This is a genomic window from Paenibacillus polymyxa (genome assembly GCF_015710975.1).
In the GTDB taxonomy this organism is placed as follows: Bacteria; Bacillota; Bacilli; order Paenibacillales; family Paenibacillaceae; genus Paenibacillus; species Paenibacillus polymyxa.
Map to the genome: position 1 here is coordinate 2,890,001 of NZ_CP049783.1, position 25,348 is coordinate 2,915,348.

General features: G+C 45.8%; 22 protein-coding genes, 15 tRNA genes and 2 rRNA genes (1 of these 39 only partly in view). 36 read left to right on the forward strand and 3 right to left on the reverse strand.

Annotated features, from left to right (window positions below):
- The 17 genes from G7035_RS12850 to G7035_RS12930 all read left to right on the forward strand — a co-directional run.
- Window positions 1-16, forward strand: a 16S ribosomal RNA gene (locus tag G7035_RS12850) (it extends 1,538 nt beyond the left edge of the window).
- 393 nt (window positions 17-409) lie between these two features.
- Window positions 410-3,336, forward strand: a 23S ribosomal RNA gene (locus G7035_RS12855).
- Together the 16S and 23S rRNA genes with 15 tRNA genes alongside form the textbook arrangement of a ribosomal RNA operon.
- Before the next feature lie 66 nt (window positions 3,337-3,402).
- Window positions 3,403-3,478 (forward strand) — tRNA-Asn (locus G7035_RS12860).
- A gap of 3 nt (window positions 3,479-3,481) precedes the next feature.
- A tRNA-Ser gene (locus G7035_RS12865) sits at window positions 3,482-3,573 on the forward strand.
- 17 nt (window positions 3,574-3,590) lie between these two features.
- Window positions 3,591-3,662: transfer RNA gene (locus G7035_RS12870), tRNA-Glu, on the forward strand.
- A gap of 69 nt (window positions 3,663-3,731) precedes the next feature.
- Window positions 3,732-3,807, forward strand: a tRNA-Val gene (locus G7035_RS12875).
- Window positions 3,808-3,834: 27 nt separating this feature from the next.
- A tRNA-Met gene (locus tag G7035_RS12880) sits at window positions 3,835-3,911 on the forward strand.
- A 15-nt stretch (window positions 3,912-3,926) separates the two neighbouring features.
- A tRNA-Asp gene (locus G7035_RS12885) sits at window positions 3,927-4,003 on the forward strand.
- A 37-nt stretch (window positions 4,004-4,040) separates the two neighbouring features.
- A tRNA-Phe gene (locus tag G7035_RS12890) sits at window positions 4,041-4,113 on the forward strand.
- A 22-nt stretch (window positions 4,114-4,135) separates the two neighbouring features.
- Window positions 4,136-4,211: transfer RNA gene (locus G7035_RS12895), tRNA-Thr, on the forward strand.
- Window positions 4,212-4,215: 4 nt separating this feature from the next.
- Window positions 4,216-4,301 (forward strand) — tRNA-Tyr (locus tag G7035_RS12900).
- 7 nt (window positions 4,302-4,308) lie between these two features.
- Window positions 4,309-4,382, forward strand: a tRNA-Trp gene (locus G7035_RS12905).
- Window positions 4,383-4,400: 18 nt separating this feature from the next.
- Window positions 4,401-4,473 (forward strand) — tRNA-His (locus tag G7035_RS12910).
- A 9-nt stretch (window positions 4,474-4,482) separates the two neighbouring features.
- Window positions 4,483-4,557: transfer RNA gene (locus tag G7035_RS12915), tRNA-Gln, on the forward strand.
- Window positions 4,558-4,563: 6 nt separating this feature from the next.
- Window positions 4,564-4,635 (forward strand) — tRNA-Gly (locus G7035_RS12920).
- Between the two features lie 12 nt (window positions 4,636-4,647).
- Window positions 4,648-4,722, forward strand: a tRNA-Cys gene (locus G7035_RS12925).
- A gap of 11 nt (window positions 4,723-4,733) precedes the next feature.
- A tRNA-Leu gene (locus tag G7035_RS12930) sits at window positions 4,734-4,812 on the forward strand.
- 44 nt (window positions 4,813-4,856) lie between these two features.
- Here the strand turns inward: G7035_RS12930 and G7035_RS27670 are convergent.
- Entirely contained in the window at window positions 4,857-4,982 is a 126-nt protein-coding gene (locus tag G7035_RS27670; protein ID WP_019688586.1) for a hypothetical protein, read from the reverse strand.
- A 1,102-nt stretch (window positions 4,983-6,084) separates the two neighbouring features.
- Between G7035_RS27670 and G7035_RS12935 the strand changes: the two genes are divergently transcribed.
- From G7035_RS12935 to G7035_RS13000, 14 genes are all read left to right on the forward strand, one after another.
- The gene (locus G7035_RS12935) at window positions 6,085-6,606 is read left to right on the forward strand and encodes a MarR family transcriptional regulator (protein WP_016819923.1); all 522 of its coding nucleotides are present in this window, start codon (window positions 6,085-6,087) and stop codon (window positions 6,604-6,606) included.
- Window positions 6,587-7,363, forward strand: a complete 777-nt coding sequence (gene sufC / locus G7035_RS12940) for a Fe-S cluster assembly ATPase SufC (protein ID WP_016819924.1) — start codon at window positions 6,587-6,589, stop codon at window positions 7,361-7,363. The genes G7035_RS12935 and sufC overlap by 20 nt, the downstream gene beginning before the upstream one ends.
- 23 nt (window positions 7,364-7,386) lie before the next feature.
- Complete coding sequence (gene sufD, locus G7035_RS12945) at window positions 7,387-8,694, forward strand: Fe-S cluster assembly protein SufD (RefSeq protein ID WP_374984583.1); 1,308 nt, start codon at window positions 7,387-7,389, stop codon at window positions 8,692-8,694.
- A gap of 43 nt (window positions 8,695-8,737) precedes the next feature.
- The gene (gene sufB / locus G7035_RS12950; protein WP_019688583.1) at window positions 8,738-10,135 is read left to right on the forward strand and encodes a Fe-S cluster assembly protein SufB; all 1,398 of its coding nucleotides are present in this window, start codon (window positions 8,738-8,740) and stop codon (window positions 10,133-10,135) included.
- Window positions 10,136-10,448: 313 nt separating this feature from the next.
- Window positions 10,449-10,688 (forward strand): NifU family protein, encoded by a 240-nt coding sequence (locus G7035_RS12955; protein WP_013373004.1) that lies wholly within the window; start codon window positions 10,449-10,451, stop codon window positions 10,686-10,688.
- Between the two features lie 441 nt (window positions 10,689-11,129).
- Window positions 11,130-11,687 carry a TetR/AcrR family transcriptional regulator gene (locus G7035_RS12960; protein WP_016819928.1) on the forward strand — a complete coding sequence of 186 codons (558 nt, stop codon included), beginning with the start codon at window positions 11,130-11,132 and terminating at the stop codon, window positions 11,685-11,687.
- A 143-nt stretch (window positions 11,688-11,830) separates the two neighbouring features.
- Complete coding sequence (locus G7035_RS12965; protein ID WP_019688581.1) at window positions 11,831-13,057, forward strand: MFS transporter; 1,227 nt, start codon at window positions 11,831-11,833, stop codon at window positions 13,055-13,057.
- A gap of 127 nt (window positions 13,058-13,184) precedes the next feature.
- A complete protein-coding gene (locus tag G7035_RS12970) occupies window positions 13,185-13,496 on the forward strand; it encodes a LiaF transmembrane domain-containing protein (protein ID WP_017428655.1) in 312 nt (103 codons plus the stop codon).
- Window positions 13,497-13,584: 88 nt separating this feature from the next.
- A complete protein-coding gene (locus G7035_RS12975) occupies window positions 13,585-14,253 on the forward strand; it encodes a PspA/IM30 family protein (protein WP_019688580.1) in 669 nt (222 codons plus the stop codon).
- 7 nt (window positions 14,254-14,260) lie between these two features.
- Window positions 14,261-14,746, forward strand: a complete 486-nt coding sequence (locus G7035_RS12980; protein WP_016819932.1) for a PspC domain-containing protein — start codon at window positions 14,261-14,263, stop codon at window positions 14,744-14,746.
- Entirely contained in the window at window positions 14,746-15,450 is a 705-nt protein-coding gene (locus G7035_RS12985; RefSeq protein WP_016819933.1) for a PspA/IM30 family protein, read from the forward strand. Before G7035_RS12980 ends, G7035_RS12985 begins: the two co-directional genes overlap by 1 nt.
- Window positions 15,451-15,598: 148 nt before the next feature.
- Window positions 15,599-16,246 carry a cell wall-active antibiotics response protein LiaF gene (gene liaF, locus G7035_RS12990; protein WP_019688579.1) on the forward strand — a complete coding sequence of 216 codons (648 nt, stop codon included), beginning with the start codon at window positions 15,599-15,601 and terminating at the stop codon, window positions 16,244-16,246.
- 16 nt (window positions 16,247-16,262) lie between these two features.
- Window positions 16,263-17,342, forward strand: a complete 1,080-nt coding sequence (locus G7035_RS12995) for a sensor histidine kinase (RefSeq protein ID WP_013372996.1) — start codon at window positions 16,263-16,265, stop codon at window positions 17,340-17,342.
- The gene (locus G7035_RS13000; RefSeq protein WP_013372995.1) at window positions 17,320-17,970 is read left to right on the forward strand and encodes a response regulator; all 651 of its coding nucleotides are present in this window, start codon (window positions 17,320-17,322) and stop codon (window positions 17,968-17,970) included. The genes G7035_RS12995 and G7035_RS13000 overlap by 23 nt, the downstream gene beginning before the upstream one ends.
- Before the next feature lie 76 nt (window positions 17,971-18,046).
- Here the strand turns inward: G7035_RS13000 and G7035_RS13005 are convergent, their stop codons facing one another.
- Entirely contained in the window at window positions 18,047-18,502 is a 456-nt protein-coding gene (locus G7035_RS13005; RefSeq protein ID WP_016819935.1) for a hypothetical protein, read from the reverse strand.
- 248 nt (window positions 18,503-18,750) lie between these two features.
- Between G7035_RS13005 and G7035_RS13010 the strand changes: the two genes are divergently transcribed.
- The 3 genes from G7035_RS13010 (at window position 18,751) to G7035_RS13020 (ending at window position 23,137) form a co-directional block, all read left to right on the forward strand.
- A complete protein-coding gene (locus tag G7035_RS13010) occupies window positions 18,751-19,515 on the forward strand; it encodes a YwmB family TATA-box binding protein (RefSeq protein ID WP_019688578.1) in 765 nt (254 codons plus the stop codon).
- Window positions 19,516-19,702: 187 nt separating this feature from the next.
- Window positions 19,703-21,259 (forward strand): glucose-6-phosphate dehydrogenase, encoded by a 1,557-nt coding sequence (zwf, locus tag G7035_RS13015; RefSeq protein WP_019688577.1) that lies wholly within the window; start codon window positions 19,703-19,705, stop codon window positions 21,257-21,259.
- Window positions 21,260-21,556: 297 nt separating this feature from the next.
- Window positions 21,557-23,137 carry a peptide chain release factor 3 gene (locus tag G7035_RS13020; protein ID WP_016819938.1) on the forward strand — a complete coding sequence of 527 codons (1,581 nt, stop codon included), beginning with the start codon at window positions 21,557-21,559 and terminating at the stop codon, window positions 23,135-23,137.
- Window positions 23,138-23,289: 152 nt separating this feature from the next.
- Here the strand turns inward: G7035_RS13020 and G7035_RS13025 are convergent, their stop codons facing one another.
- On the reverse strand, window positions 23,290-23,523 hold the full coding sequence (locus G7035_RS13025) for a small acid-soluble spore protein SspI (protein WP_016819939.1): 234 nt from the start codon (window positions 23,521-23,523) through the stop codon (window positions 23,290-23,292).
- Between the two features lie 163 nt (window positions 23,524-23,686).
- On the opposite strand from G7035_RS13025, the gene G7035_RS13030 reads away from it, so the two are divergent.
- Window positions 23,687-24,349, forward strand: coding sequence for a potassium channel family protein (locus G7035_RS13030; RefSeq protein WP_016819940.1), 663 nt, complete (start codon window positions 23,687-23,689; stop codon window positions 24,347-24,349).
- A gap of 77 nt (window positions 24,350-24,426) precedes the next feature.
- Window positions 24,427-25,215 (forward strand): TrmH family RNA methyltransferase, encoded by a 789-nt coding sequence (locus tag G7035_RS13035; RefSeq protein ID WP_019688576.1) that lies wholly within the window; start codon window positions 24,427-24,429, stop codon window positions 25,213-25,215.
- Window positions 25,216-25,348 lie beyond the last annotated feature (133 nt).

Sequence of the window (25,348 nt, forward strand, 5' to 3'; positions counted from 1 at the left end):
CTGGATCACCTCCTTTCTATGGAGAATCGTTTCCTGCAATGGAAGCATTCAAATCAGTAGGTGTATATACCTGCGACCGGATATTCATTCGCTTCATCACAATATGTGTGAATGAAATGGATATCCTAAACTTACTCACTCGTTGCTCAGTTTTGAGAGTTCAAACTCTCAAGTTTCGACGAATGTTTCATTCACACATCGTGTGGAACCGAAATATTCATCGGGTTTCGCTTCGTCGAAGCGAATTGCACCTTGAAAACTGGATACCGAAACGAAATTGCGTTTTAGAATATTCCTTTAAGCTGATCTTGTGTAAACAAGTGAAATAAAGGTAGCTGCCTTGGGTTTCATTCACACGTGAGTGTTGAACCGAAATTCAAAGCAAATCGTATTTACGATGTAAATACTAGGTTAAGCTACAAAGAGCACACGGAGGATGCCTAGGCGCCAGGAGCCGACGAAGGACGTGGCGAACAACGATAAGGCCTCGGGGAGCTGTAAGCAAGCTTTGATCCGGGGATGTCCGAATGGGGAAACCCGGCTGTCTTCATCGACAGTCACTACTCACTGAATTCATAGGTGAGTGAGAGGCAGACCAGGGGAACTGAAACATCTAAGTACCCTGAGGAAGAGAAAACAATAGTGATTCCGTCAGTAGCGGCGAGCGAACGCGGATTAGCCCAAACCAAGGAGCTTGCTCCTTGGGGTTGTGGGACGTCTCACATGGAGTTACAAAGGAACCGGTTAGATGAAGAGGTCTGGAAAGGCCCGCCAGAGAAGGTAAAAGCCCTGTAGTTCAAAACTTGTTCCCTCCGAGACGGATCCCGAGTAGTGCGGGGCACGTGAAACCCCGTATGAATCCGGCAGGACCATCTGCCAAGGCTAAATACTCCCTGGCGACCGATAGTGAAGCAGTACCGTGAGGGAAAGGTGAAAAGCACCCCGGAAGGGGAGTGAAATAGATCCTGAAACCGTGTGCTTACAAGAAGTCAGAGCCCAATTTAGGGGTGATGGCGTGCCTTTTGTAGAATGAACCGGCGAGTTACGTTCCCGTGCAAGGTTAAGGTGAAGAGCTGAAGCCGCAGCGAAAGCGAGTCTGAATAGGGCGAATGAGTACGTGGACGTAGACCCGAAACCGGGTGATCTACCCCTGTCCAGGGTGAAGGTGCGGTAACACGCACTGGAGGCCCGAACCCACGCATGTTGAAAAATGCGGGGATGAGGTGGGGGTAGCGGAGAAATTCCAATCGAACCCGGAGATAGCTGGTTCTCCCCGAAATAGCTTTAGGGCTAGCCTCGGAAAAAAGAATCGTGGAGGTAGAGCACTGATTGGGTGCGGGGCCCGCAAGGGTTACCAAGCTCAGTCAAACTCCGAATGCCATAGATTTAGTTCCGGGAGTCAGACAGTGAGTGCTAAGATCCATTGTCGAAAGGGAAACAGCCCAGACCATCAGCTAAGGTCCCCAAGTGTGTGTTAAGTGGGAAAGGATGTGGAGTTGCACAGACAACCAGGATGTTGGCTTAGAAGCAGCCACCATTGAAAGAGTGCGTAATAGCTCACTGGTCGAGTGACTCTGCGCCGAAAATGTAACGGGGCTAAACACACCACCGAAGCTATGGCTTGATGCTTGCATCAGGGGTAGGGGAGCGTTGAATGCGGGTTGAAGGTGTACCGGAAGGAGCGCTGGACTGCATTCAAGTGAGAATGCCGGTATGAGTAACGAAAAGATCTGTGAGAATCAGATCCGCCGAAAGCCTAAGGGTTCCTGAGGAAGGTTCGTCCGCTCAGGGTAAGTCGGGACCTAAGGCGAGGCCGATAGGCGTAGTCGAAGGACAACAGGTCGAAATTCCTGTACCACCGTAATCCGCTATGAGCGATGGGGTGACGCAGTAGGGTAGTGACGCGGACTGATGGATGTCCGTCTAAGCAGTGAGGCTGGTGTGTAGGCAAATCCGCACATCGTAAGGTTGGGCTGTGATGGGGAGCGAAAATTACAGTAGCGAAGGTCATGATCTCAGACTGCCAAGAAAAGCCTCTAGCCAGGAGAAGGTGCCCGTACCGCAAACCGACACAGGTAGGCGAGAAGAGAATTCTAAGGCGCGCGGAAGAACTCTCGTTAAGGAACTCGGCAAAATGACCCCGTAACTTCGGGAGAAGGGGTGCCTCGGTAGGGTGAATAGCCCGAGGGGGCCGCAGTGAAAAGGCCCAAGCGACTGTTTAGCAAAAACACAGGTCTGTGCGAAGCCGCAAGGCGAAGTATACGGGCTGACGCCTGCCCGGTGCTGGAAGGTTAAGGGGAGTGGTAAGCTCGTAAGAGCGAAGCTATGAACCGAAGCCCCAGTAAACGGCGGCCGTAACTATAACGGTCCTAAGGTAGCGAAATTCCTTGTCAGGTAAATTCTGACCCGCACGAATGGCGTAACGACTTGGGCGCTGTCTCAACGAGAGATCCGGTGAAATTTTAATACCTGTGAAGATGCAGGTTACCCGCGACAAGACGGAAAGACCCCATGGAGCTTTACTGCAGCTTGATATTGAATTTGGGTACGATCTGTACAGGATAGGTGGGAGCCGTTGAATCTTGAGCGCCAGCTTGAGAGGAGGCATCCTTGGGATACCACCCTGATCGTATCTAGGTTCTAACTTGGTACCGTGATCCGGTACGAGGACAGTGTCAGGTGGGCAGTTTGACTGGGGCGGTCGCCTCCTAAAGAGTAACGGAGGCGCCCCAAGGTTCCCTCAGAATGGTTGGAAATCATTCGAAGAGTGCAAAGGCAGAAGGGAGCTTGACTGCGAGACCTACAAGTCGAGCAGGGACGAAAGTCGGGCTTAGTGATCCGGTGGTACCGCATGGAAGGGCCATCGCTCAACGGATAAAAGCTACCCTGGGGATAACAGGCTTATCTCCCCCAAGAGTCCACATCGACGGGGAGGTTTGGCACCTCGATGTCGGCTCATCGCATCCTGGGGCTGAAGTAGGTCCCAAGGGTTGGGCTGTTCGCCCATTAAAGCGGTACGCGAGCTGGGTTCAGAACGTCGTGAGACAGTTCGGTCCCTATCTGTCGTGGGCGTAGGAAATTTGAGAGGAGCTGTCCTTAGTACGAGAGGACCGGGATGGACGTACCGCTGGTGTACCAGTTGTTCCGCCAGGAGCACCGCTGGGTAGCTATGTACGGAAGGGATAAGCGCTGAAAGCATCTAAGCGTGAAGCCCCCCTCAAGATGAGATTTCCCAATTAGTAAGACCCCTTGAAGACGACGAGGTAGATAGGTTGGGGGTGGAAGTGCAGTAATGCATGGAGCTGACCAATACTAATCGGTCGAGGGCTTATCCTAAAGATAAGACGCAATGAAGTTTCGGATCCAGTTTTCAGGGTGTAACCTTGAAACAAATGTTAATATTCCCTGATAGCTCAGTTGGTAGAGCACTCGACTGTTAATCGAGTTGTCACAGGTTCGAGTCCTGTTCGGGGAGCCATATGGAGAGGTGTCCGAGTTGGCCGAAGGAGCACGATTGGAAATCGTGTAGGCGCCAAAAGCGTCTCGAGGGTTCGAATCCCTCTCTCTCCGCCAGAATTATTTTATAGTATGGCCCGTTGGTCAAGGGGTTAAGACACCTCCCTTTCACGGAGGTAACAGGGGTTCGAATCCCCTACGGGTCATAAAAAAAAAATCACAAAAAGTTGCAATAAAAATTTTGTTGTGGTATAATATGAGAAGTGTTCCGTTGAGGAGGCTTAGCTCAGCTGGGAGAGCATCTGCCTTACAAGCAGAGGGTCGGGGGTTCGATCCCCTCAGCCTCCACCATTATAAAAAGTAAATACTTATTACTGTCGCGGGGTGGAGCAGTTCGGTAGCTCGTCGGGCTCATAACCCGAAGGTCGCAGGTTCAAATCCTGCCCCCGCAACCAATTTAAATCTATTATGGAACTGTGGTGTAGAGGCCTAACATGCCTGCCTGTCACGCAGGAGATCGCGGGTTCGAATCCCGTCAGTTCCGCCATTAGTAATACATTGCTTGGTAAAGAGTCTTATTGTGAGGCTCGGTAGCTCAGTCGGTAGAGCAGAGGACTGAAAATCCTCGTGTCGGCGGTTCGATTCCGTCCCGAGCCACTTTTAATTGAATAGTTTTTGTGCCGGTGTAGCTCAATTGGTAGAGCAACTGACTTGTAATCAGTAGGTTGGGGGTTCAAGTCCTCTCGCCGGCACCATTTTGGAGGATTAGCGAAGTGGCCAAACGCATCAGACTGTAAATCTGCTCCCTTACGGGTTCGGTGGTTCGAATCCATCATCCTCCACCAGTTTTATAGGGGCATAGTTTAAAGGTAGAACAACGGTCTCCAAAACCGTTGGTGTGGGTTCAATTCCTGCTGCCCCTGCCAATTACTTCTTTTCCTGTGGCGGTCGTGGCGAAGTGGTTAACGCACCGGACTGTGACTCCGGCATTCGTGGGTTCAAGCCCCATCGGCCGCCCTTTCTTATTGGGGATTAGCCAAGCGGTAAGGCAACGGACTTTGACTCCGTCATGCATAGGTTCAAATCCTATATCCCCAGCCATCTTATGCGGACGTGGCTCAGCGGTAGAGCATCGCCTTGCCAAGGCGAGGGTCGCGGGTTCGATTCCCGTCGTCCGCTTAGTTATATTCTGGCGCCATAGCCAAGTGGTAAGGCAAAGCTCTGCAAAAGCTTTATTCCCCAGTTCAAATCTGGGTGGCGCCTCCATAATTAAATATGCCGGCGTGGCGGAATGGCAGACGCGCTCGACTCAAAATCGAGTGGGAAACCGTGGAGGTTCGAGTCCTCTCGCCGGTATTAACTAAAAAAGTTCATTAGAGACATTCTCTAATGAACTTTTTTTATTTGAGCTTTAGTACCCCACTTATTGCTTGAGCTGAAGACACCTTTGAGTTGTATTCCAAATGCGAATAAATATTTGCCGTTGTTGCATAATCGCTGCGGAACCATTCCTGAACTTCTTTCATGCTTACTCCTAATACATCTACATAAATATACTCCAGGTATTCAAGACAATAAGAATTGTCAGAAGATAAGCGATAGGATTCCTGTTATTCCTTCATACGAATCAGAAGCTCATAGAACGTGTCTCACCAATGGCAGTATATGGCGACTGGCTTTATTCTTGGTTCGGTCCTTTTCATCATCTCTTGCCATTGAAGCAAAAAGTCTGCGAACAGCCTTTAGCTATTACCGGATGGAGTAGTCGCTTTTACTCTTGCAGCATATCTTCGTTTTCAACCGCGAGTGCTTGTCCTTCCATATGATAATTCTTTCTGGCTTCCTGAAGCAAGATTTCGGCTCTTTTCTTGGTTCCTTTTATCTTAAGCCCCGTAGGGATCCATTTTGGTTATCATTTACCATTCTCATCTTTACAGTTAGGCGGATGTCCCGTTGCACTTTCTCCTCTTCCAACAACTCCAGAGGGTGAACCCGATCCTTTTTCAAATACCAGTTGAGCTTCGGAATGGATTTGCTACAAAAGTGGTAGCTAATCCGCCGATGGATTGCTTTAGCGCCCAGAAGGTGCATTTGATTTTGAACTGGGCGGATAAAGTTCGATGATCTAGGTCATCTCCAGTGTCAGATCGGTGCTGGCTAGAATGGAGCATCGCCTGTTCGGATTCACCAGCAAAAACCACAGTTTTTGGTATACTCTTTGGCCTCATAACATATCCAGACACAGGTAACTGACTGATTATTCATTGCTATACATGCTCACGATAGCGTACTCAAACGCGGCGATACGGCTTTAAAACAGCTCGGCCAAGCACCACCTTTGTCCTCTTTTACGATAGCGACCCCGGTCTTTGGCAGGTGTACCATGACGTAGGTATTCAAAACCATTTCCAGAACGTGCCCTAGTCAAAACACAGCCTGAGGCCGATGACAATGACAACAAACCCATGATGAAAAGTGCCTCCAAAATTGTATCACATTTAACACAATTGATATTGATAATCAATATCAATTGTGTTAATATAACTTTGTTTACTAGTGAACAAAAATAATCTAATGGTGACACTAAACTTGGTCTGCAACTACTACAAAAGAGGGGAGATTGGGAAATTGGAGTTTCAAAATCATTTTAAAGGTCATCTTTACGAGCAATATATTAAAATGCTACATCTGAATGAACTGTATACTGAACAAGAAATTAACTCGTTTCGGCAACAGGCCAGAAAGTACCAGATTGACATGCTCTCCAACAATATTACTAGTGTACACGTTATTGATTGCATTGGTGATTATGAACCGATAAATCATACCGGGATTGTGGAGAAGATGGGGTTGTCCAAAGCTAGTATTACTAAAATTAGTGCAAAGCTGCTGGAAATGGGCTTCATTATGAAAAGTCAACTGAACAGCAATCGTAAGGAGATTTACTTTAGTTTAACGGATAAGGGAAGACACGTTTATCATTTGCATAAAGAACTGCACAAAGAAAAAGAAGAAAGGTTTTACCAATTCATTGAATCCTATTCAGAGGTTGAACTGCAGACTATTGGAAAATTTATGAGTGATTTGGTGGCGCGTGCCGAAGAATACTCCGAAGGGAAGTTTATGATAAATGACGACATTAAAGATTGAGGAATTAAGATCCAAGATTGAAGGGAAAGAAATTTTAAAAGGGCTCACACTGGAGATTCATGGCGGAGAGATTCATGCGATTATGGGGCCTAATGGGACGGGGAAAAGTACATTGGCTTCAGCTTTAATGGGCCATCCCAAATATGAGGTTACTGGCGGTAAGGTGACATTGGACAATGAAGACCTTCTGGAGATGGAGGTGGATGAGCGTGCCCAGGCAGGCTTGTTCCTCGCTATGCAATATCCAAGTGAAATTGCTGGCGTGACCAACTCGGATTTTCTCAGAAGTGCCATCAATGCACGGCGTGAAGAAGGCGATGAGATATCCTTAATCCGTTTTATCCGTGAAATGGAGAGCAAAATGAAGGGGCTGGAGATGAACCCGGAATTTGTGCATCGTTATTTGAATGAGGGATTCTCTGGCGGTGAAAAAAAGCGGAATGAGATTTTGCAAATGATGCTACTTGAACCCAAGTTTGTGATCCTGGATGAAGTGGACTCAGGGCTTGATATTGATGCACTGCGTATTGTGGCCAATGGCGTAAATGAGATGCGCAGCCCGGATAGAGGCTTTTTAATCATCACCCATTATCAACGACTGTTGAATTATATTACCCCGGATTTTGTGCATGTCATGATGCAAGGCCAGATAGTTAAATCTGGCGGTCCGGAGCTTGCCCACCGTTTGGAGGCTGAAGGGTACGATTGGGTGAAGGAGGAACTTGGGATTACGGATGAGACGGTAAGGGAAGCTTAAAAGCCGGAGAGGAGGAACAGCACGTGGATATACAAGCTAGAGTTTCAATGAATGTGGACGATTTACGCGCATGGTCAAGTGCTAAGGATGAACCTCGTTGGCTGATTGAACGCCGCGTTCATGCACTCGAACTGGCAGGGACGCTGGAGTTGCCTAAAGTGGAGAAAATCAATCTTGAAAAATGGGATATCTACGAAAGTGGAGATTACAAAGCTGAGAATGCGTGGTCTAGTTTGGAGGAAGCGCCGGAGGTTGTTCGAGGTTTGGTTACTTCTCCGGTGAAAGGCGGACTAATCGTTCAGTTCAACTCGGATGTAGTGTATACGAAATTGTCCGAGAGCTTAGCCGCCCAGGGAGTCATTTTAACGGATCTGCATACTGCGGCAAAAGAGCATGAGGAGCTGGTTCAACGTTATCTCTTTCAGGCAGTAAAGCCAGAAGAACATCGTTTATCTGCTGCACACAGTGCCTTATGGAGTGGTGGCGTTTTTCTATATGTCCCAGACGGTGTAGAGGTTGAAGCACCTATTCAAGCGATCTTTCTTAACGATACAAGCGGTGTGTGTTTTGCTCCTCACGTCTTAATTGTGGCAGGGAGCAACAGCAAGATCACTTATGTGGATAATTGTGTATCGAGTGGTGATGATGTCAAGGTATTGCATAACGGTGTGACGGAGGTCTTCGCGGGGGCGGGCTCAAAGGTGCAAGTAGCTTCGGTTCATCAGCTTGCTGCAACTACAACAGATTTCACCCAGCGACGGGCGGTCGTTCTTGCTGATGGGGGTGTGGAATGGATTATCGGTGAGATGAACAATGGTTATACCGCCAGCGATACCAAGACTTTGCTACAAGGCAACGGGGTGGTCTCCGACAATAAGGTAATTGCTATTGGCACGGGTAATCAAAAATCGAGCTATACAACTCAAGCTCAGCATTTTGGCAGAAGCTCGGTAAGCCAGATGATTACGCGTGCAGTCATGCTTGAAGAAGCTACGGCCATTATCAACGGCATTACAAAGATTGAAAAAGGTGCAACCCATTGTGATGGTCAGCAAACAGAACGCGTGCTTATGCTAAGTCCTAAAGCTCGCGGCGATGCCAATCCGATCCTGCTGATAGATGAGGATGATGTAACCGCGGGTCATGCTGCATCCGTGGGGCAAGTAAATGCAGAGCAAATCTATTATCTGATGTCGCGCGGGATATCAAGGAGTGTAGCCGAACATCTTGTTATTTTCGGATTTCTCGCTCCTGTCATTTCGGAGATCCCGCTGGAAGGTGTTCGTAGTCGCCTAAAAGATTTAGTGGAAAGCAAGCTCGGCAGATCATAGCAAATCAAAATGATTCTTGAAAGGTTAAAAAGGAGTGATACTAATGGCTAAAAAAGCACCAGATATGGGCGAATATAAATATGGGTTTCGCGACAAGCACCAGTCTATTTTTCAATCTGGAAAAGGTCTGACGGAAGAGATTGTCCGGGAAATTTCCCGGATCAAGGAAGAGCCGGAGTGGATGCTCAATTTTCGGTTGAAAGCTTTGAATCAATTCTACAAAATGCCGATGCCTGAATGGGGAGCGGATTTGACCGGGCTAAATCTTGATGACATCCAGTATTACGTTCGCCCTTCTGAAAAACAAGGAAAGACCTGGGAGGAGGTTCCTTCCGAGATCAAAGCAACCTTTGACAAGCTGGGAATCCCTGAAGCGGAGCAAAAGTTCCTGGCGGGCGTATCCGCTCAATATGAGTCGGAAGTAGTTTATCACAGCATGCGGAAAGAACTGGAGGATCAGGGCGTTATTTTCCTTGATACGGATACTGCATTAAAGCAATACCCCGAAGTGTTTAAGCAATATTTTGGGACGATCATCCCTCCCGCAGACAATAAATTTGCGGCGCTTAATAGTGCGGTTTGGTCAGGCGGTAGCTTTGTATACATTCCGAAGGGTGTTCATTGCGAGGTTCCTATACAAGGTTATTTTCGTATTAATTCTGAAAATATGGGTCAATTCGAGCGGACATTAATTATTGCCGAAGAGGGCAGCTTTGTCCATTATGTTGAAGGATGTACAGCACCTATTTATAGTACCAGTTCTTTGCATAGTGGAGTTATTGAAATTATTTGCCGGAAAGATTCCCGTGTCCGTTACACGACCATTCAGAATTGGGCTCCTAATATCTACAACTTGGTAACCCAAAGGGCTGTGGTAGAAGAAAATGCCACAATGGAATGGGTGGACGGCAACATCGGCTCCAAGGTAACAATGAAGTATCCGGCAGTATTATTGAAAGGACGGGGAGCCAAGGGGTCCATCCTGTCTATTGCCGTAGCCGGTAAAGATCAGCATCAAGATGCTGGCGCGAAGGTAATACACCTTGCTCCCGAGACAACATCTACGATTATATCCAAATCCATCAGCAAGCAGGGCGGAAAAGTAAACTACCGAGGGTTGTCCAGCTTCAGCCGCGATTCCGCAGGGTCTAAGTCCAATATTAAGTGCGATACGTTGATATTGGATAACATGTCAACATCAGATACGATTCCATACAATGAAATTAAAAACGATCAGATTACTTTGGAGCACGAGGCAACAGTATCCAAAGTGTCTGAGGAACAATTGTTTTACTTAATGAGCCGCGGGCTTACAGAACAAGATGCTACACAAATGATTGTAATGGGCTTTATTGAACCGTTTACCAAAGAATTGCCAATGGAATATGCCGTTGAAATGAATCGGTTGATTCAATTTGAGATGGAAGGAAGCATCGGTTGATTCATTAATTTAATAGATCAAACCTTTATCATTCTTTAAAGAGGTGCTAGTAATGAAGAAAAATAAATCGGACGATTCAGAACTAGCTCAAATTACCCGAGAGATACGAAAACTTCAATTCTGCCTCCATATGCTGTCAGGATTGAGCGCAAGTTGTGGTGTGATGATACCTTTAGATTCTATTCATACGCTTATAAGGGAACTTTCGGATCAAGAGGTTACTCTTAGGCAAAAAGCAAAGGATCACTCAGACGATCTAGGATGAAAAAAGGTCTGAATGACGGTTGGTAAAACAATGGGAGGAGTTGACATAATGGATGAAAATGGAGTTTTATTCGATGAAGTATCGGAAGTTCTTCTCAAACTACGTCCTTTCTTACTGCGTGACGGTGGAGATGCTGAACTGGTCGAAGTTGAGAACGGTATAGCAAAATTAAGATTTTTGGGAGCATGCAATGGTTGCCCAAGTGCTACGATTACGTTAAAGGTTGCTATTGAGCGCGCAATTCTTGAGGAAATTGATGATATTAAAGAAGTTGTACAAGTATTCTAAAATTCCTCGATACTGAGCAACTGAGTTAGTCCTGTCGCAGACCATAGCTACGGAAGTTGATCCCGCTGCTCAATACCAAAGTACATCGACAGATTACCTTGCGGGTAGAAATCGACGAACAGCGCTTTTTTCCCTTCGTCAAACAAGGTATTATCAAGATTTAATTCGGTGTCGAGTTGGAAACCGTGGAGGTTCGAGTTCTCTCGCCGGTATACACAAAAGGGTGATAAAATGCTTAAAGGCATTTTATCACCCTTTTTATTAATTGCATTCTCAATTTCGGCTATATAATTAATCGGGTGTCAGATGAATGAAGATAAGAACTTCACATAGTTTCTTTTCTAAATAGTATATTTGACTGTGACTTTGATGTTGTTGTAGGATGGTGGTACTGAAAAAACATTTATAGTTTATTAAGTGTAAAAGAAATGAGGAATGCATATGCAAGAAAGAATTTTGGAAGCTTTTGTAGAGGAAGTTCATGAGAATGGATTGAAATTTACTATGGATGATCTTGCGAAAAGACTTGCTATCAGTAAGCGTACGTTGTATGAAAATTTTTCGTCTAAGACGCTTATTTTAGAGACACTTATTGAGCGTACAAATGATGATATGATTCAAAAGACGGAGCAAATTATCCAAAACAATGAATTATCTTTGTTAGAAAAGATTAAGCAGTCAATCAGGGTTATGCCGCTGTATTATAAGTTTTATGATTTAAGAATATTGGACCAGATGAAAAAGTATTATCCTGAGCAATGGAAAAGAGTACATGCTGATTTAAATGATTGGTCTCCGATCAGAACATTAATTCAGGAAGGTATTCGAGAAGGAATTATTGTGAACAAAAATGAGGCTCTAATCATGAAGCTAATTATTGATTCAGTGAATTTAACGCTTGATCAGCGTTTCTTTCTGGATAACAGTGTGACGGTAGAGGAAGCAACTTATTCCATTGTAGATATATTGTTATTTGGGTTAGTCGAAAAACAAAAATAGCCTAATAATATGTGTGTATTAAAAGAGGCTATTTTTTTATATGAAAACTAATAAAACAATTAAGGTTTTTTTGTTTTTGAAGCTAGGATACTGAAATTAACTACTGATAAATAAAAGGGGTTCTGAAAAGGAAGGGTGGAAATATGTCTGTACTAACAAGAAATCGGGGAGCAATGCTGTTATTGATGCTTAACATTTTTTTAGCATTCATGGGGATTGGATTAGTCGTTCCTGTTTTACCTAAATTTATAAGTGAGCTAGGGATGAACGGTTCTTCAATGGGACTAATGGTTGCAGCCTTTGCGCTGACACAGCTTTTATTATCACCTTTGTCAGGAAAGTTGTCTGACCGTTATGGACGTAAAAAGTTGATTGTTTCTGGGATGTTTATTTTCATGCTGTCAGAGCTTGTTTTTGGATTGGCGGGTTCCGTTCCTACCTTGTTTGTTGCACGAATCATGGGCGGGGTAGGGGCTGCGTTGCTTACTCCCTCTATAATGGCCTACGTCGCTGATGTGACCTCATTTGAGGAAAGAGGCAAGGGTATGGGCATGATTAATGCAGCGATTAACACAGGCTTCATAATCGGGCCAGGAATTGGCGGTTTGCTTGCAGCCTATGGAATACGTATTCCCTTCTTTGCGGCGGCAGGTGCTGCAGGAATAGCGGCTATTTTGTCTCTGTTCGTGCTGCCTGAGTCTTTGAGCAAGGAAAAACAACAGTACAATAGAGAGCTTCCGCGTGAAAAAGAAAACCTTTTACAGCAATTTGCCAAGTCCTATCAATCTCCGTATTTCATGGGCTTGCTCATTGTATTTGTCGTTGCTTTTGGATTGGCGAATTTTGAAACGGTATTTGGACTGTTTGTTGACCATAAATATGGTTTTACACCGATGGATATTGCCATCATTATAACGACAGGGTCTATTTTGGGGGCAGTTGTTCAAGCAACTATATTTGGTTGGATCATTAACCGTTTTGGTGAGAAAAAAGTAATTCACCTTTGCTTGGCTATTGGAGGACTGTTTATTTTCCTAACTTTATTTGCCGAGCAGTACGTGATGATTATGCTGACGACTTTTATAATTTTTCTGGCTATGGATATCCTTCGCCCAGCAGTAAGCACTTCTCTATCGCGGCAGGCTGGGGATGAGCAAGGGTTTGTAGCGGGTATGAACTCATCCTATACCAGCTTGGGGAATGTAATTGGACCGTTAGTTGCAGGACTGCTGTTTGATGTTCATATTAATTTGCCTTATATGGTGGCAGCGGTAGCCTTATTTGCTTGCCTCGTTCTTTCACTACGCTCTAAGCATGCAGGAAAGCGACACTCAACAACCCTTGCAGCAGAGCAGCGTAGAAGTGGTTAGCCGCAGGTCTATATTCACCCCCGACTTAGGTCTAGGTTCAAAAACCGTCTGGGGTCCGTTTTGTCAAACGTTAGGTCAGCGTACAATAAGGACATAAGCAAGAAACAGTGAAAGGCGGTGAGAGATGATGAGAGTTAACAAAGGGAATGGGTTAGCCATTGTACTGATCGTGTTGGGTTCGATTATGCTGCTCGGTAAGTTTACTCCGTTTTTCGGTCACTTTGTAGGACATCTGATTGGTTACTTAATTCCGATAGCGATGATTATGCTGGGGTACTACGGTGTGAAAAGAGGAAATGCGCTCTTCGGTTGGATCGTGCTTGTGCTCGGGGTACTGATTTTACTGGGCAAGCTGTCCTGGCTTATTGGACCACTGCTGGCAATCGGATTAATCATATTTGGTGTATCCATGCTGAGTGACCGTAGAAGACGCTACTGAATGTGACAGTTTGAGGATGAAGAAAAATGTACGAAAGCAAAGAGCAAGAAATGATGAAAATACGAACTTGTGAAAGGAGTAGACGCCAATGAGTGTTTTTCGAAGAATGCGTGATATTACGGTAGCAACCTTCAATGAGCATTTGGAACAAAGTCAAGATCCGGTACAACTCATTGACCAGTTTCTATATAATACCCGTCAGGAAATCGCCGAAGCGGAAAAGCTTCATCAGCAGTATGCAGTGCATACAAGACAAATGAAGCAGCAGTTGGATCATGCATTGTCCATGCAGGCCAAACGGGAGGAACAAGCGCTTCTGGCTTTGAAAGCAGATGAAGAACACGTCGCAAAGCTAGCCCTTCAGGAAAAAATGCTGTATGCAGAAAAAGAAGAGCAGTATAGAGAACTGTGGGAGCAGAGCCGTGAATCATTACGTGAATTGGAGCAACAGCTGGATACATTAAAGACAGAATACCAAACGGTACACAGTAAGCGTCAGTATTACGCTGCACGTGTACAAACGTTGAGACTCCAGCAGCAAATGAACGAACGGGCAGGTACATACGGTGGACGAAATGTTCCCCGAATGTTCAACCGCTTGGAAGACCGGGTAGCCGATATGGAAGCAGAAACGATGAGTCTGCGTGAATTGCGTCGGGGTGAGGAGTATACAAGGGATGCTCACAGCGGTGGATCGCTGCTCGAACAAGAGTGGGCGAGATTGAAAAGCAAGCTGAACAACAGCGGGAAGGAGTAAGTAAATTATGACCCGAATTTACCGATCAAGCCGGGATAGAGTATTAACTGGAGTATGTGGCGGTCTTTCTGACGCAACAGGAATGGACTCAACTTGGATACGTATTCTGGTTGTGATCAGTTTCTTTATTACAGCAGGCACCACATTTATGATTTATGTGATTGCAGCGTTGGTTATTTCCAAGGAACCAAGATCTCCTTACGATGGAGGATTCGGTCCAGATAGCGGTCCCTATACCCAGCAAGATCCGCGCTATTATGGCGGTAGTAATACTAGAACACAGTACGGACAAGGAACTGGTTACAATCAAGGCGGAGCATACGGCAACTCGAACCCGTTTGGTCAGGATGCCCGCTATTCATCCAAATTTAATGCAGGACACAACAGTGATCTGGATTCCATGATGGAAGATATCGAGAAAAAAGCAATGAAAAAGGAACTGGAAGAGTTACGTAAAAAAGTAGAGCAATTCGAGAAGGGAGAACGTAAATAATGGGAATCTTTAAAAGAATGAAGGATATGACAAGAGCATCGGTGAATGAAATGTTGGATAAAGTTGAAGATCCGATTATCATGTTAAATCAGTACTTGCGTGATATGGAGGCAGAAATTCACGAGGCTGAGGTAACAGTCGCCAAGCAAATGGCAAATGAGCGTCGTATGAAACAGCGCTTGGAGGAGGCTGTACGTGTATCCAATGAGCGCGAAAAGCAGGCCGAATCTGCATTGCGAAATGGTCAGGAAGAAGTAGCCCGCAAGCTGCTGGGTGAGAAGATTTATTTTGTGCAAAAGCAGGATGAATACCGTGACTTGCACACTCAAGCCGAGCTCCAAGCGAAAGAACTGGTACAGCAGCTTCATGGAATGAAGGATGAATTCTACAAAATGCGCAATAAGCGTAATGAGCTGGTATCCCGTGCTCAAATGGCAAAAGCCAAAAAGCAAATGTCGCAAATCAATAGCTTGCACACGATTGAAAGTGGGTCTGCTTCGCTGGGCTTCCACCGCATGGAGGAAAAAATCATGCAAATGGAGGCGGAAGCTGACGTACTGCGTGCCCCTTATCGTCAAGCACCGGGAGAGGCATATGTTAATCCCGCAGAAGCTGAAAAACAATTTAAAGTGGATGAGCAGCTTCAACAATTGAAGTCCAAAATTCAGACAGGTGCTAAACCTGTAGATATGAAGAAGGACTAACTACTCGGAACCCAAACATTATGATATGCTGTATAGATGGACACTGACCAATAACAGTGCTCAATCTGTATGGTTCGGGAAGCCATATGGCGATAAATTGCGCCACTATGGCTTTTCCTTCCTGTATAAGCAAAAAAGGGGGTGCAGCATGGAGAGAAGAAAATCAGCCTTGGCACTGGCAGGGATTGGCATCGGGATTATTGTTTTATTCGGTCAGTGGATTGGGTTCCTCTCCGTGTTTGCACTGATCCTAATGTTGGCGGGAATATATAAGATTCGCAATTCCAAAATCAAAAAGGGCTATACGATGCTTGCCATCGGTGCTGGTCTGCTGGTGCTGGATCATTTGTTCTTGTTTGTGGTGATCACATTGGCTTCGCTGGCTGTGTTCTATTCACGTTCCAGAAAGCTGCATAAAGGTCAAAGCTCCATATTCAAACACAATTTCATTTCCAATCACAAATGGGATGAAGTGCCGTGGAGCTTGCGCAGCACAAGTATATGGCATGTGGTTGGGGATGTGGATGCTGACCTGACGCTGGCTCTTCCAGAGGAACGTGAGCCCGTCATATTTTTACAGGGGATCTTCGGTGACATTGACATCACGCTGCCGGATAATTACGGTGTAGAGGTGGAGATGTTCGTATTGTTCGGGCAGATTCAGTTCGACCGGGACCATGAGGCAGGGATGCTCAACCGACTGGTGTGGAAGTCTCCTCATTATGAGCAGAGTGAATATAAAGTGAAGTTTGTCGTTTCGTACTTGGCGGGTGATGTCCGCATTCGATTTTATTGAATCAGGAGGAACCGGGATGAATCATAAAAAAACGTCCAACATGGTAACCCGCAGTATGGGTGAAGGTATCCTCCTGTGTGTTGTTGTGGGCGTAGTTGTCTTTTATATGCTGTATACATATGGATATGTGAAGTCGTTCCCAACCTGGGGAATGATACTGAAAGTAGCAGGAGCCGTTATACTGGTATTGATTGGTACAGGCGCAATGTACGGATTTTATGAAAGCTATCGCTTTAAAAGCAGACTGGAAATGTTAAGAGAGACATTGCTGATGTGGGAAAAGGGCACCCCTGCACGTGAGTTGCCACCCCTAGGGCATGATGAGCTTGGCAGGCTAGGAGAGCAGTTGGAAAGAATCGGGCGTAAATGGCAGGAACAAGTTACGTCTTTACAACGCTTATCTACAGATAATGCTCAGCTGGCAGAACAGGCACGAATGACTGCGATCGTAGAGGAACGGCAGCGGCTGGCCAGAGAGTTGCATGATGCAGTATCGCAGCAATTGTTTGCTATTTCAATGACAGCGACGGCTGTGGGCAGGACGCTGGACAAGGATTTTGATAAAGCGCAACGTCAGGTTGCTTTAATTGAAGAAATGTCTTCCGTGGCACAATCCGAAATGCGGGCGTTACTCCTTCATTTACGGCCTGTCTATCTGGAAGGAAAACGGCTTGAGCAGGGTTTGCGTGATTTGGTACAGGAATTACAGGCAAAAGTACCAATGGAGATTGATTTTGAGATGGAAAGCGGAGTACAGTTGGTTAAAGGCATTGAGAATCACTTGTTTCGCATTGTTCAGGAAGCGATGTCTAATACATTGCGCCATGCCAAAGCAACTCGTATGGAAATTCGTATCGTGCAGCGCCCGGATTCCATTAGGCTGACGATTCGGGATAATGGTATTGGTTTTGAAATGGATGAGAAAAAGCAGACATCATATGGATTATCCACCATGCAGGAGCGGGTCAGTGAAATTGGGGGAGCTATTCAGTATATAACGGCTCCGGGAAAAGGGACACGCATCGAGGTGTCTGTGCCAGTTATTTATGATGAAAGCGGAAGGAACGATGATCATGGAAACGGAATTACCGATTAGCGTACTGCTGGTAGACGACCATGAAATGGTGCGGATCGGGCTTGCGGCAGTGCTGGGGACAGAAGAAGGGATTGAAGTGGTCGGCGAGGCTGGAAGCGGAGAAGAAGGCATACGGTTAGCATCAGAATACAAGCCAAATGTGATTTTAATGGATTTGGTCATGGATGGCATGGATGGTATTGAAACGACACGCCAAGTGACACGCCTGCTTCCAGAGACAAAGGTGATTGTACTGACGAGTTATTTGGATGATGAGAAAATGTACCCGGTCATTGAGGCAGGTGCATTCAGTTATTTGCTCAAAACGTCTCGTGCTTCCGAGATTGCGGATGCGATCCGTGCAGCTGCACGCGGACAGTCCGTACTCGAGTCACAGGTGGCCTCTAAGATGATGAATCGATTCCGCCAGCCACAGGCTGAAGCGCCCGCACATACAGAGCTAACAGATCGTGAGATGGAGGTTCTTCGCTTGTTGGCACAAGGGAAGTCTAACCAGGATATCGCAGATGAACTGATTATCGGGATTAAGACGGTAAAATTCCATGTCACGAACCTTCTCGCCAAATTAGGAGTAGAGGATCGCACACAGGCGGCAATCTATGCCTATAAGAACGGCTTAGCAGAGTAGATTATAAAACGACAAATACAAAGAACCGGAGGCGATGAATGGTCCTCCGGTTTTTTTGTGTTCTGAAATACGGCGTTTAGATAAGGAGGAATAGAAAGGCGATTAAGGCCAGATCTAGTGCAAGCCCTCCCCCGTATCCATATCTGCCGCGATAGCCTGCTCTGCCATTTGCATAATTTCCATTTCCGTTTGAGCCAAATTCGCCTACGTTATAAGGAAAGTATGGATTTAGAAGTTCGTCGGGCGGTCTATTAAAGGCATTTAGCTTGGCAGAAGGGCGAGCTTTGTTTTTGGAATTCCTTTTTTTCTTTTTAGAGGAGATTTTTTTAGCTTTTTGTTTTCCTTTGTTACTGTAGCTTCCGGCATAGAGACTACCAGGAAAGGAGGATGGATATCCGTTCAACATCAGCTTGCCTTTGCTACACCCGCTTAAGATGCCGATGTGTCGTGTACCATCACGCATGACGGCACAGACCATCCGTCCGCCATGAGGTGCCACACTGGCTTCATTTACTGGATAAATGGGAAACATGATTTCACCTCTTTTGGTGTAAGATGCGTTGTGATTATAGTCTATTCTTATAGTGCCTACGGTGTATGGTCGAACACCCAGTAGGCGAATGAATATTTCTGAACGGTTGTGCTGACTTCCTCTGCGTATAAAACCTCTGGCAATGGGCATGCTATTGATAGATTCATAGATTTCAATCGAGCCGAAAAAAGAAGCATTCTATCGTGGATATGCGGAGAACGTATGGTTATGGAGGGGAAGGAACGTCCATGTTAAAAGCAGAGATGATTAAAAAGGGAGTTATTGCGATTTTGGTATTAGGAACGGTGTTGGTACTGGCTGGCTGGCGTTACGGAACTCTTCAGACCAACGGAACTGATTCCCGCGAGGCAGAAACGGCTTTACGCTCGTTGTTATTCCTATCGGATCAAACCCCGGGTACACTGGATAAGCTAGTTGTAAAATGGCAAGGCGATTGGATTCCTAATCATGAAGATCCGGCAGATATAGCGGCACAGATAGCTGATCAACTGAATATACCCACAGCAAGTAAACTCGTGGAAAATGGACACACACTTTATCGTTCTGTTCGCGATCGTGAGGATTTGAAAATTCGTTTAAATGTGATGGAACGTCAAACTGGACAATGGTATGTAGTCGTTCAGCTGGAAAGCAGTGATACAGGACGTGAGCAATTGATTCAGCTTCATAAGCTTTGTGCTGAGCAATTAAATTCTATAGGGGTGCAAGCGCAGTGGAACACCTCCGTTCAGCGTTCGCTGCAAGCAAAGGAAAGCGTGGATCAACTGATGAAACAAACAGAAGCGAGCTTAGCGGGGACCATCTCTATGCAGGCTAAAGAAAGATACACAGATGTAAACACAGTAGCCGTATCTTATGAAGCTCCAGACCTGCCATTAATGGTTCAAAGTGGTGAGCATCAAGTTCAGATGCAGATGGCTGTACATGAAAATAAGGAGCAGCAGGATAAACGCATAACACTTGGTTTTCCGCTTATCACGATTGAATACTGACTTATAAGGTAAATTTATGATTCATCGGATAGCTTATCCATGTGGAATATGTTAAAATGTCATCAAATCTTTAGTTCCATGTTTTTCGAAAATCAAGTATGATCTTGTATAAATATACACAATACTACATGCGGATTTCGAGGATTGTGGATTGCGGAATCTTGACATGGGAAGAATGAGGTACTTCATGGCTGACATACCTGTTAAAGAATCTCTTGTGACACAAGGTGCAGTTCTGTTTATTTTTGGTGCTACGGGCGATTTGGCTCGCCGTAAGTTATTTCCTGCTATCTACAGCTTGTACCGCGAAGGCAAGCTTGCTGAAGATTTTGCTGTTATTGGTGTAGCAAGACGTCCTCGCACAGAAGCAGAATTCCGTAATGACCTGTACGCTTCCATACAGGAGTTTAGTCGCTATAAAGCAGAAAATGATCAAGAATGGCAGGCATTTGCCGAGCATTTTGAATATAAATCGCTGGATATCAACAATGTCGATGGGTTTCATGAGCTGAGACAGCAGACGGAGGCTATAGAAGGTAAGTTTAACATACCGGGAAATCGGTTGTTTTATTTGGCCTTGGCTCCTGAATTATTCGGAAGTGTGTCGAAGAGCTTGAAAGAGGGCGGCATGTTGGACGGCAAGGGCTGGAATCGTCTGGTTATAGAGAAGCCTTTCGGCTACAACCTCGAATCTGCACAAGAACTGAACATTGAAATACGTGAAGTATTTGCCGAAGAAGAAATTTATCGGATTGATCACTATCTTGGTAAGGAAATGGTACAAAATATCGAGGTGATCCGCTTCGCTAACGCTTTTTTTGAACCACTATGGAATAACAAGCATATTGCCAATGTGCAAATTACGCTGAGTGAAACGGTAGGGGTAGAGGAACGCGGAGGTTATTATGATCATTCCGGTGCCTTGCGTGATATGGGACAAAACCATATGCTGCAAATGCTTACGATGATCGCGATGGAGCCACCTAGTCGTTTGTTGCCAGAGGATATCCGCGATGAAAAGGTAAAAGTGCTGCGTTCACTACGACCTTTTGGATCATCTGAGGATGTGAAGACCAACGTGGTACGTGGTCAATATACTGAGGGCAGTTATCGCGGTCAGCAGTTGCCAGGATATCGTCAAGAAGACAAGGTTGATCCACAATCGAATACAGAGACTTATTTTGCTTCACGCGTGTTTGTTGATAACTTCCGTTGGGCTGGCGTACCGTTCTACATTCGTACGGGCAAACGCCTCCCTGTAAAAACTACGGAGATCGTTGTGGAATTTAAGAGTATGCCGACCAATGTATATCTCGGTCAAAAGCATAAGCTCGAACCCAACTTGCTCGTCATTCGGGTTAATCCAATGGAGGGCATTTACATTAAAATCAATGCCAAGAAGCCTGGTTCGGAGTCAGATATTGAGCCGCTGGCGATGGATTTTTGCCAAAGCTGTATGGTGGGGATCAACTCACCGGAAGCTTATGAACGGTTGCTGATGGATGCGATCGAGGGTGATTCGACGTACTTCACGCGGTGGGATGAGGTGGCTACAGCGTGGGGATTCGTTGATCGAATCGCCAAAGCATGGCAGCAGACCCCGGATACACTGGAAACCTATGCTGCAGGCTCATGGGGACCTGATGGTGCTCACAAGCTGTTGGAGCAGGATGGCTACAAGTGGTGGCCGGTTAGCGGTCAGGATGAAGATAATGTCATCTGGCGAGTAGGCGGCACTCAGTAATCCCGATTTGTCCAGCATCCCCCTATGTCCTGTTCAGGATGTAAGGGGATGCTTTGCGTTCGGAGTATGCTATAATAGCTTAGTCTCAGGTTTTCAGTTTGCAACTGATTATACGTTAAAGGCAGGCTAAAACATGTAAATAGATCGTATTTATCATGAATATGGTGACGGAGTATGCCGAATACTGGAGCTAACGGCAATGAGCCGATGAACTTATGAAAATAGGCGTGCAACATAGCCTTTTTATAATAGCTTGAGCAGAAATGCAATGGATTTGATCATGAAGGGATATGTGAAATGAGTAAAACAACAGATATACTTCAACAGGAAGTCGACAAACGGCGTACGTTTGCGATTATTTCTCACCCGGATGCGGGTAAAACGACACTGACGGAAAAGTTGCTGCTGTTCGGGGGCGCTATTCGTCTTGCAGGTACAGTCAAAGCTCGTAAAGCCAGCAAGCATGCGACGAGTGACTGGATGGAGATTGAAAAACAGCGGGGGATTTCGGTAACATCCTCAGTAATGCAATTTGATTATAATGGGCATCGTGTTAATATTCTGGATACCCCGGGTCACCAGGATTTTAGTGAAGACACGTACCGCACATTAACAGCTGCAGATAGTGCGGTCATGCTGATTGACGTAGCGAAAGGTGTGGAAGCGCAAACGATCAAGCTGTTCCAGGTTTGTGCGAAGCGCGGAATACCGATATTCACCTTCATTAATAAGCTGGACCGTGAGGGTCGCAGTCCCTTTGATCTGATGGAGGAGCTGGAACAGGTGCTTGGTATCCGTTCGGTGCCGATGAACTGGCCAATTGGTACTGGGCGTGATCTGTGCGGTGTTTATGATCGTGTCAAAAATCAGGTTGAGTTGTTTCAGGGAGATGACCATTCCACGATCAAGGTACAAAAAGTGGAAGGTTACAATGATCCGATTATTCGCGAGATGGCGGGCGAATATTTGCACGACCAATTATGCCAGGATTTAGAGTTGCTTGATGTCGCAGGTGACCCTTTTGATATGGAAAAAGTACAGCGTGGAGAATTGACGCCTATATTCTTTGGCAGTGCGATTAACAATTTTGGCGTGCAAACATTTTTGGAAAACTTCCTCCAGCTTGCGCCTAAGCCAGAACCGCGCCGCAGTACAGTTGGGGAAATTCAGCCAACGAACGAGAAGTTTACTGGCTATGTATTTAAAATTCAGGCCAATATGAACCCGGCTCACCGTGACCGTATTGCATTTTTGCGTATTGTGTCTGGTAAGTTCCAACGCGGGATGAGTGTTAAACATGTTCGAATGGGTAAGGAGATTAAGCTGTCCCAACCACAGCAGTTCTTGGCACAGGACCGTGATATTGTCGAAGAAGCATTCCCTGGGGATATTATAGGCTTGTTTGACCCAGGTATTTTCCGCATTGGCGATTCACTGAGTCAAGGTGGCGAGGTTGTATTTGATGAACTGCCAACCTTTTCACCTGAGATTTTTGCCAAGGTTACTGTAAAGAATGCTTTAAAGCACAAGCAGTATCTGAAAGGTATCGACCAGTTGACTGAAGAAGGTATGATTCAGGTGTTCCGTACGGTAAGCTTCGATGATACGCTTCTAGGCGTAGTCGGCCAACTGCAATTTGAAGTATTTGAATACCGCATGAAGGGTGAATATGGGGTAGATGTACAGCTTCAGCGTATGCCGTTCCAATTTGCTCGCTGGATTGTGGATGAGCAGATTGATCCGAGCAAGTTCCGTATCAACTCTACGCTGGTGAAAGATAAGAAAGGCAATTATGTCGCCTTGTTCGAAAATGAGTATGCCATGCGTACGGCTATAGAAAAAAATCCGACTGCTAAGTTTTTGGAAATGGCTCCATAAAATTTTATATGCAGAGCAGTCTGATCTCAGTCATTTGATATATACCACGAATAGTCCACTCGACATGAATGCGAGTGGACTATTCTCATTTTCGAATACGGGTAAAAATAATGAGCACAATTAAAGCATAACAAGAAGTTGAATAGCTAGAGCTAGGTTAAGGGCACGGGTTTGATTTTATCGATTTGTTCATGTGCCAAATGGACGAAGTCATGCTGCTGGTTTGGACTCATATGCTTCCATGCGATTTCAAGAATGACACCCAATCCAGGCAAAGCGGCTTCCGGTCCATCCACTGACCCAATAATCATATCCGTAAGATCAGCCTCTGATTTGCCGTGAACTTTGTGAACAATCGCTTGTCGTAAATCCATTGTAATGGGCATGTGTACCTCCCGTATGTTGTAATAGTGATCGAATGTATTATGGCTTGGGCTGTGGTCCAGTATACATGGAGAAGCATTTGGAATAAGGATGCCAAAATTTATGTTTGTAGCATGATATGCTATACTATGACGGACAGTATGGTGAGCGGGAGGTAAAGAAGGAATGGCGAAAAAACAGTATGCGGTCATTGGCATGGGGCGCTTTGGGTCCAGTGTTGCCAGCGCGCTGAGTGAGATGGGTTTTGATGTGTTGGCTATCGACTCGGACGAGCAGCGTACACAGGAAATGTCGAATATTGTGACGCATGCGGTGTCTGCCGATTCGACGGATGAGGAAGCACTGCGAGCACTGGGTATCCGCAATTTTGACGTAATTGTAGTCGCAATTGGTGAAGATATACAAGCCAGCATTCTAACAACATTGATTCTCAAGGACATGGGTGTGCCCGCTCTTGTGGTCAAAGCACAAAATGAACTACACGGGAAAGTGCTGCAAAAAATAGGTGCGGATAAAGTGGTTTATCCTGAACGGGATATGGGACTGAGGGTAGCCCATCATCTAACATCTCCCAATATTCTGGATTATATCGAGCTGTCCAAGGACTACAGTATTTTGGAGATGCGAGCCGCTGATTCCATGATCGGCAAAAATCTGAAGGAGCTAGACATACGTGCACGCTTCGGCTGCAATGTAATGGCGATTCGCAGAAACCAGGAGATGAACATTTCACCTTATGCTGAGGATCGTCTTGAAGCGGGTGATGTGCTGGTCATTGTGGGTCACAAGGACGATCTAACCAAGCTGGAGCTGGCTTTTGCAGCTTAGAGAGGTTTGATGTTCAAGTACAAGTGATGCATCATTTATTTTTAAAGAAACGGACCATAGAACGGAAGGTTAAACGAATGGAAATCATTTCACCGAATAATGCGCGTGTAAAAGAATGGTCGCAATTGCTGGAGAAAAAGCATCGTACACGGCAGCATAAATATATTGTTGAGGGTATTCATCTAGTGCAGGAAGCGTTGCGTTCGAACGCGGCAGTAGAAAGCGTCGCCTATGATTTGGACAAGGGGATTCCTGCCGAGCTGAATGGTCTGGATTCAGCCGACCAGCCGGTGGAATGGATTCCCGTGTCGGCGGCGGTCATTGCCAAATGCACCGATACCAAGACGCCGCAGTCTGTCTTTGCTATCGTGCGTAAGCAGGAGCAGAGCGCATTCGCAGCATTACTTGAGCAGCCAGATGCGCTGGTGATGGTGCTGGACGGGGTACAGGACCCCGGCAATGTAGGCACCATTATCCGCAGCGCGGACGCTGCTGGAGCCGCAGGCGTTATATTGGGTCATGGCTGCGCCGACCTGTACAACCCCAAAACGATCCGTTCCACGATGGGATCGTTATTTCATCTGCCAGTGATCGAAGGCAGTCTGGAAGAGCTTTTGCCGCAGGCCAAAAGCAAAGGTGCCCGCTTGCTCAGCACCTCGCTCGATGCAAGCTTGTCATGCTATGCCGTGGATTTGCGTGTATCCACCTGGCTCGTGATTGGCAACGAGGGCCAGGGTATTTCTGCTGCTACCGCAAGTATGGTGGATGAATCAGTATTCATTCCAATGCAGGGACAAGCGGAATCACTGAATGCAGCCATGGCCTCTACGGTGTTATTATTCGAGGCGATGAGACAGCGAAGCTAATACCTGAGTGTTTATTATTCACTGATTCGAGTTTTCATGTTTTTATAGTGAAAATGGCCAGGGTATTTTATATATGATGTTGTAAGATAAACCTCTTCATAAGAATAACTTCATAGCTTAGCTAACTTGACAG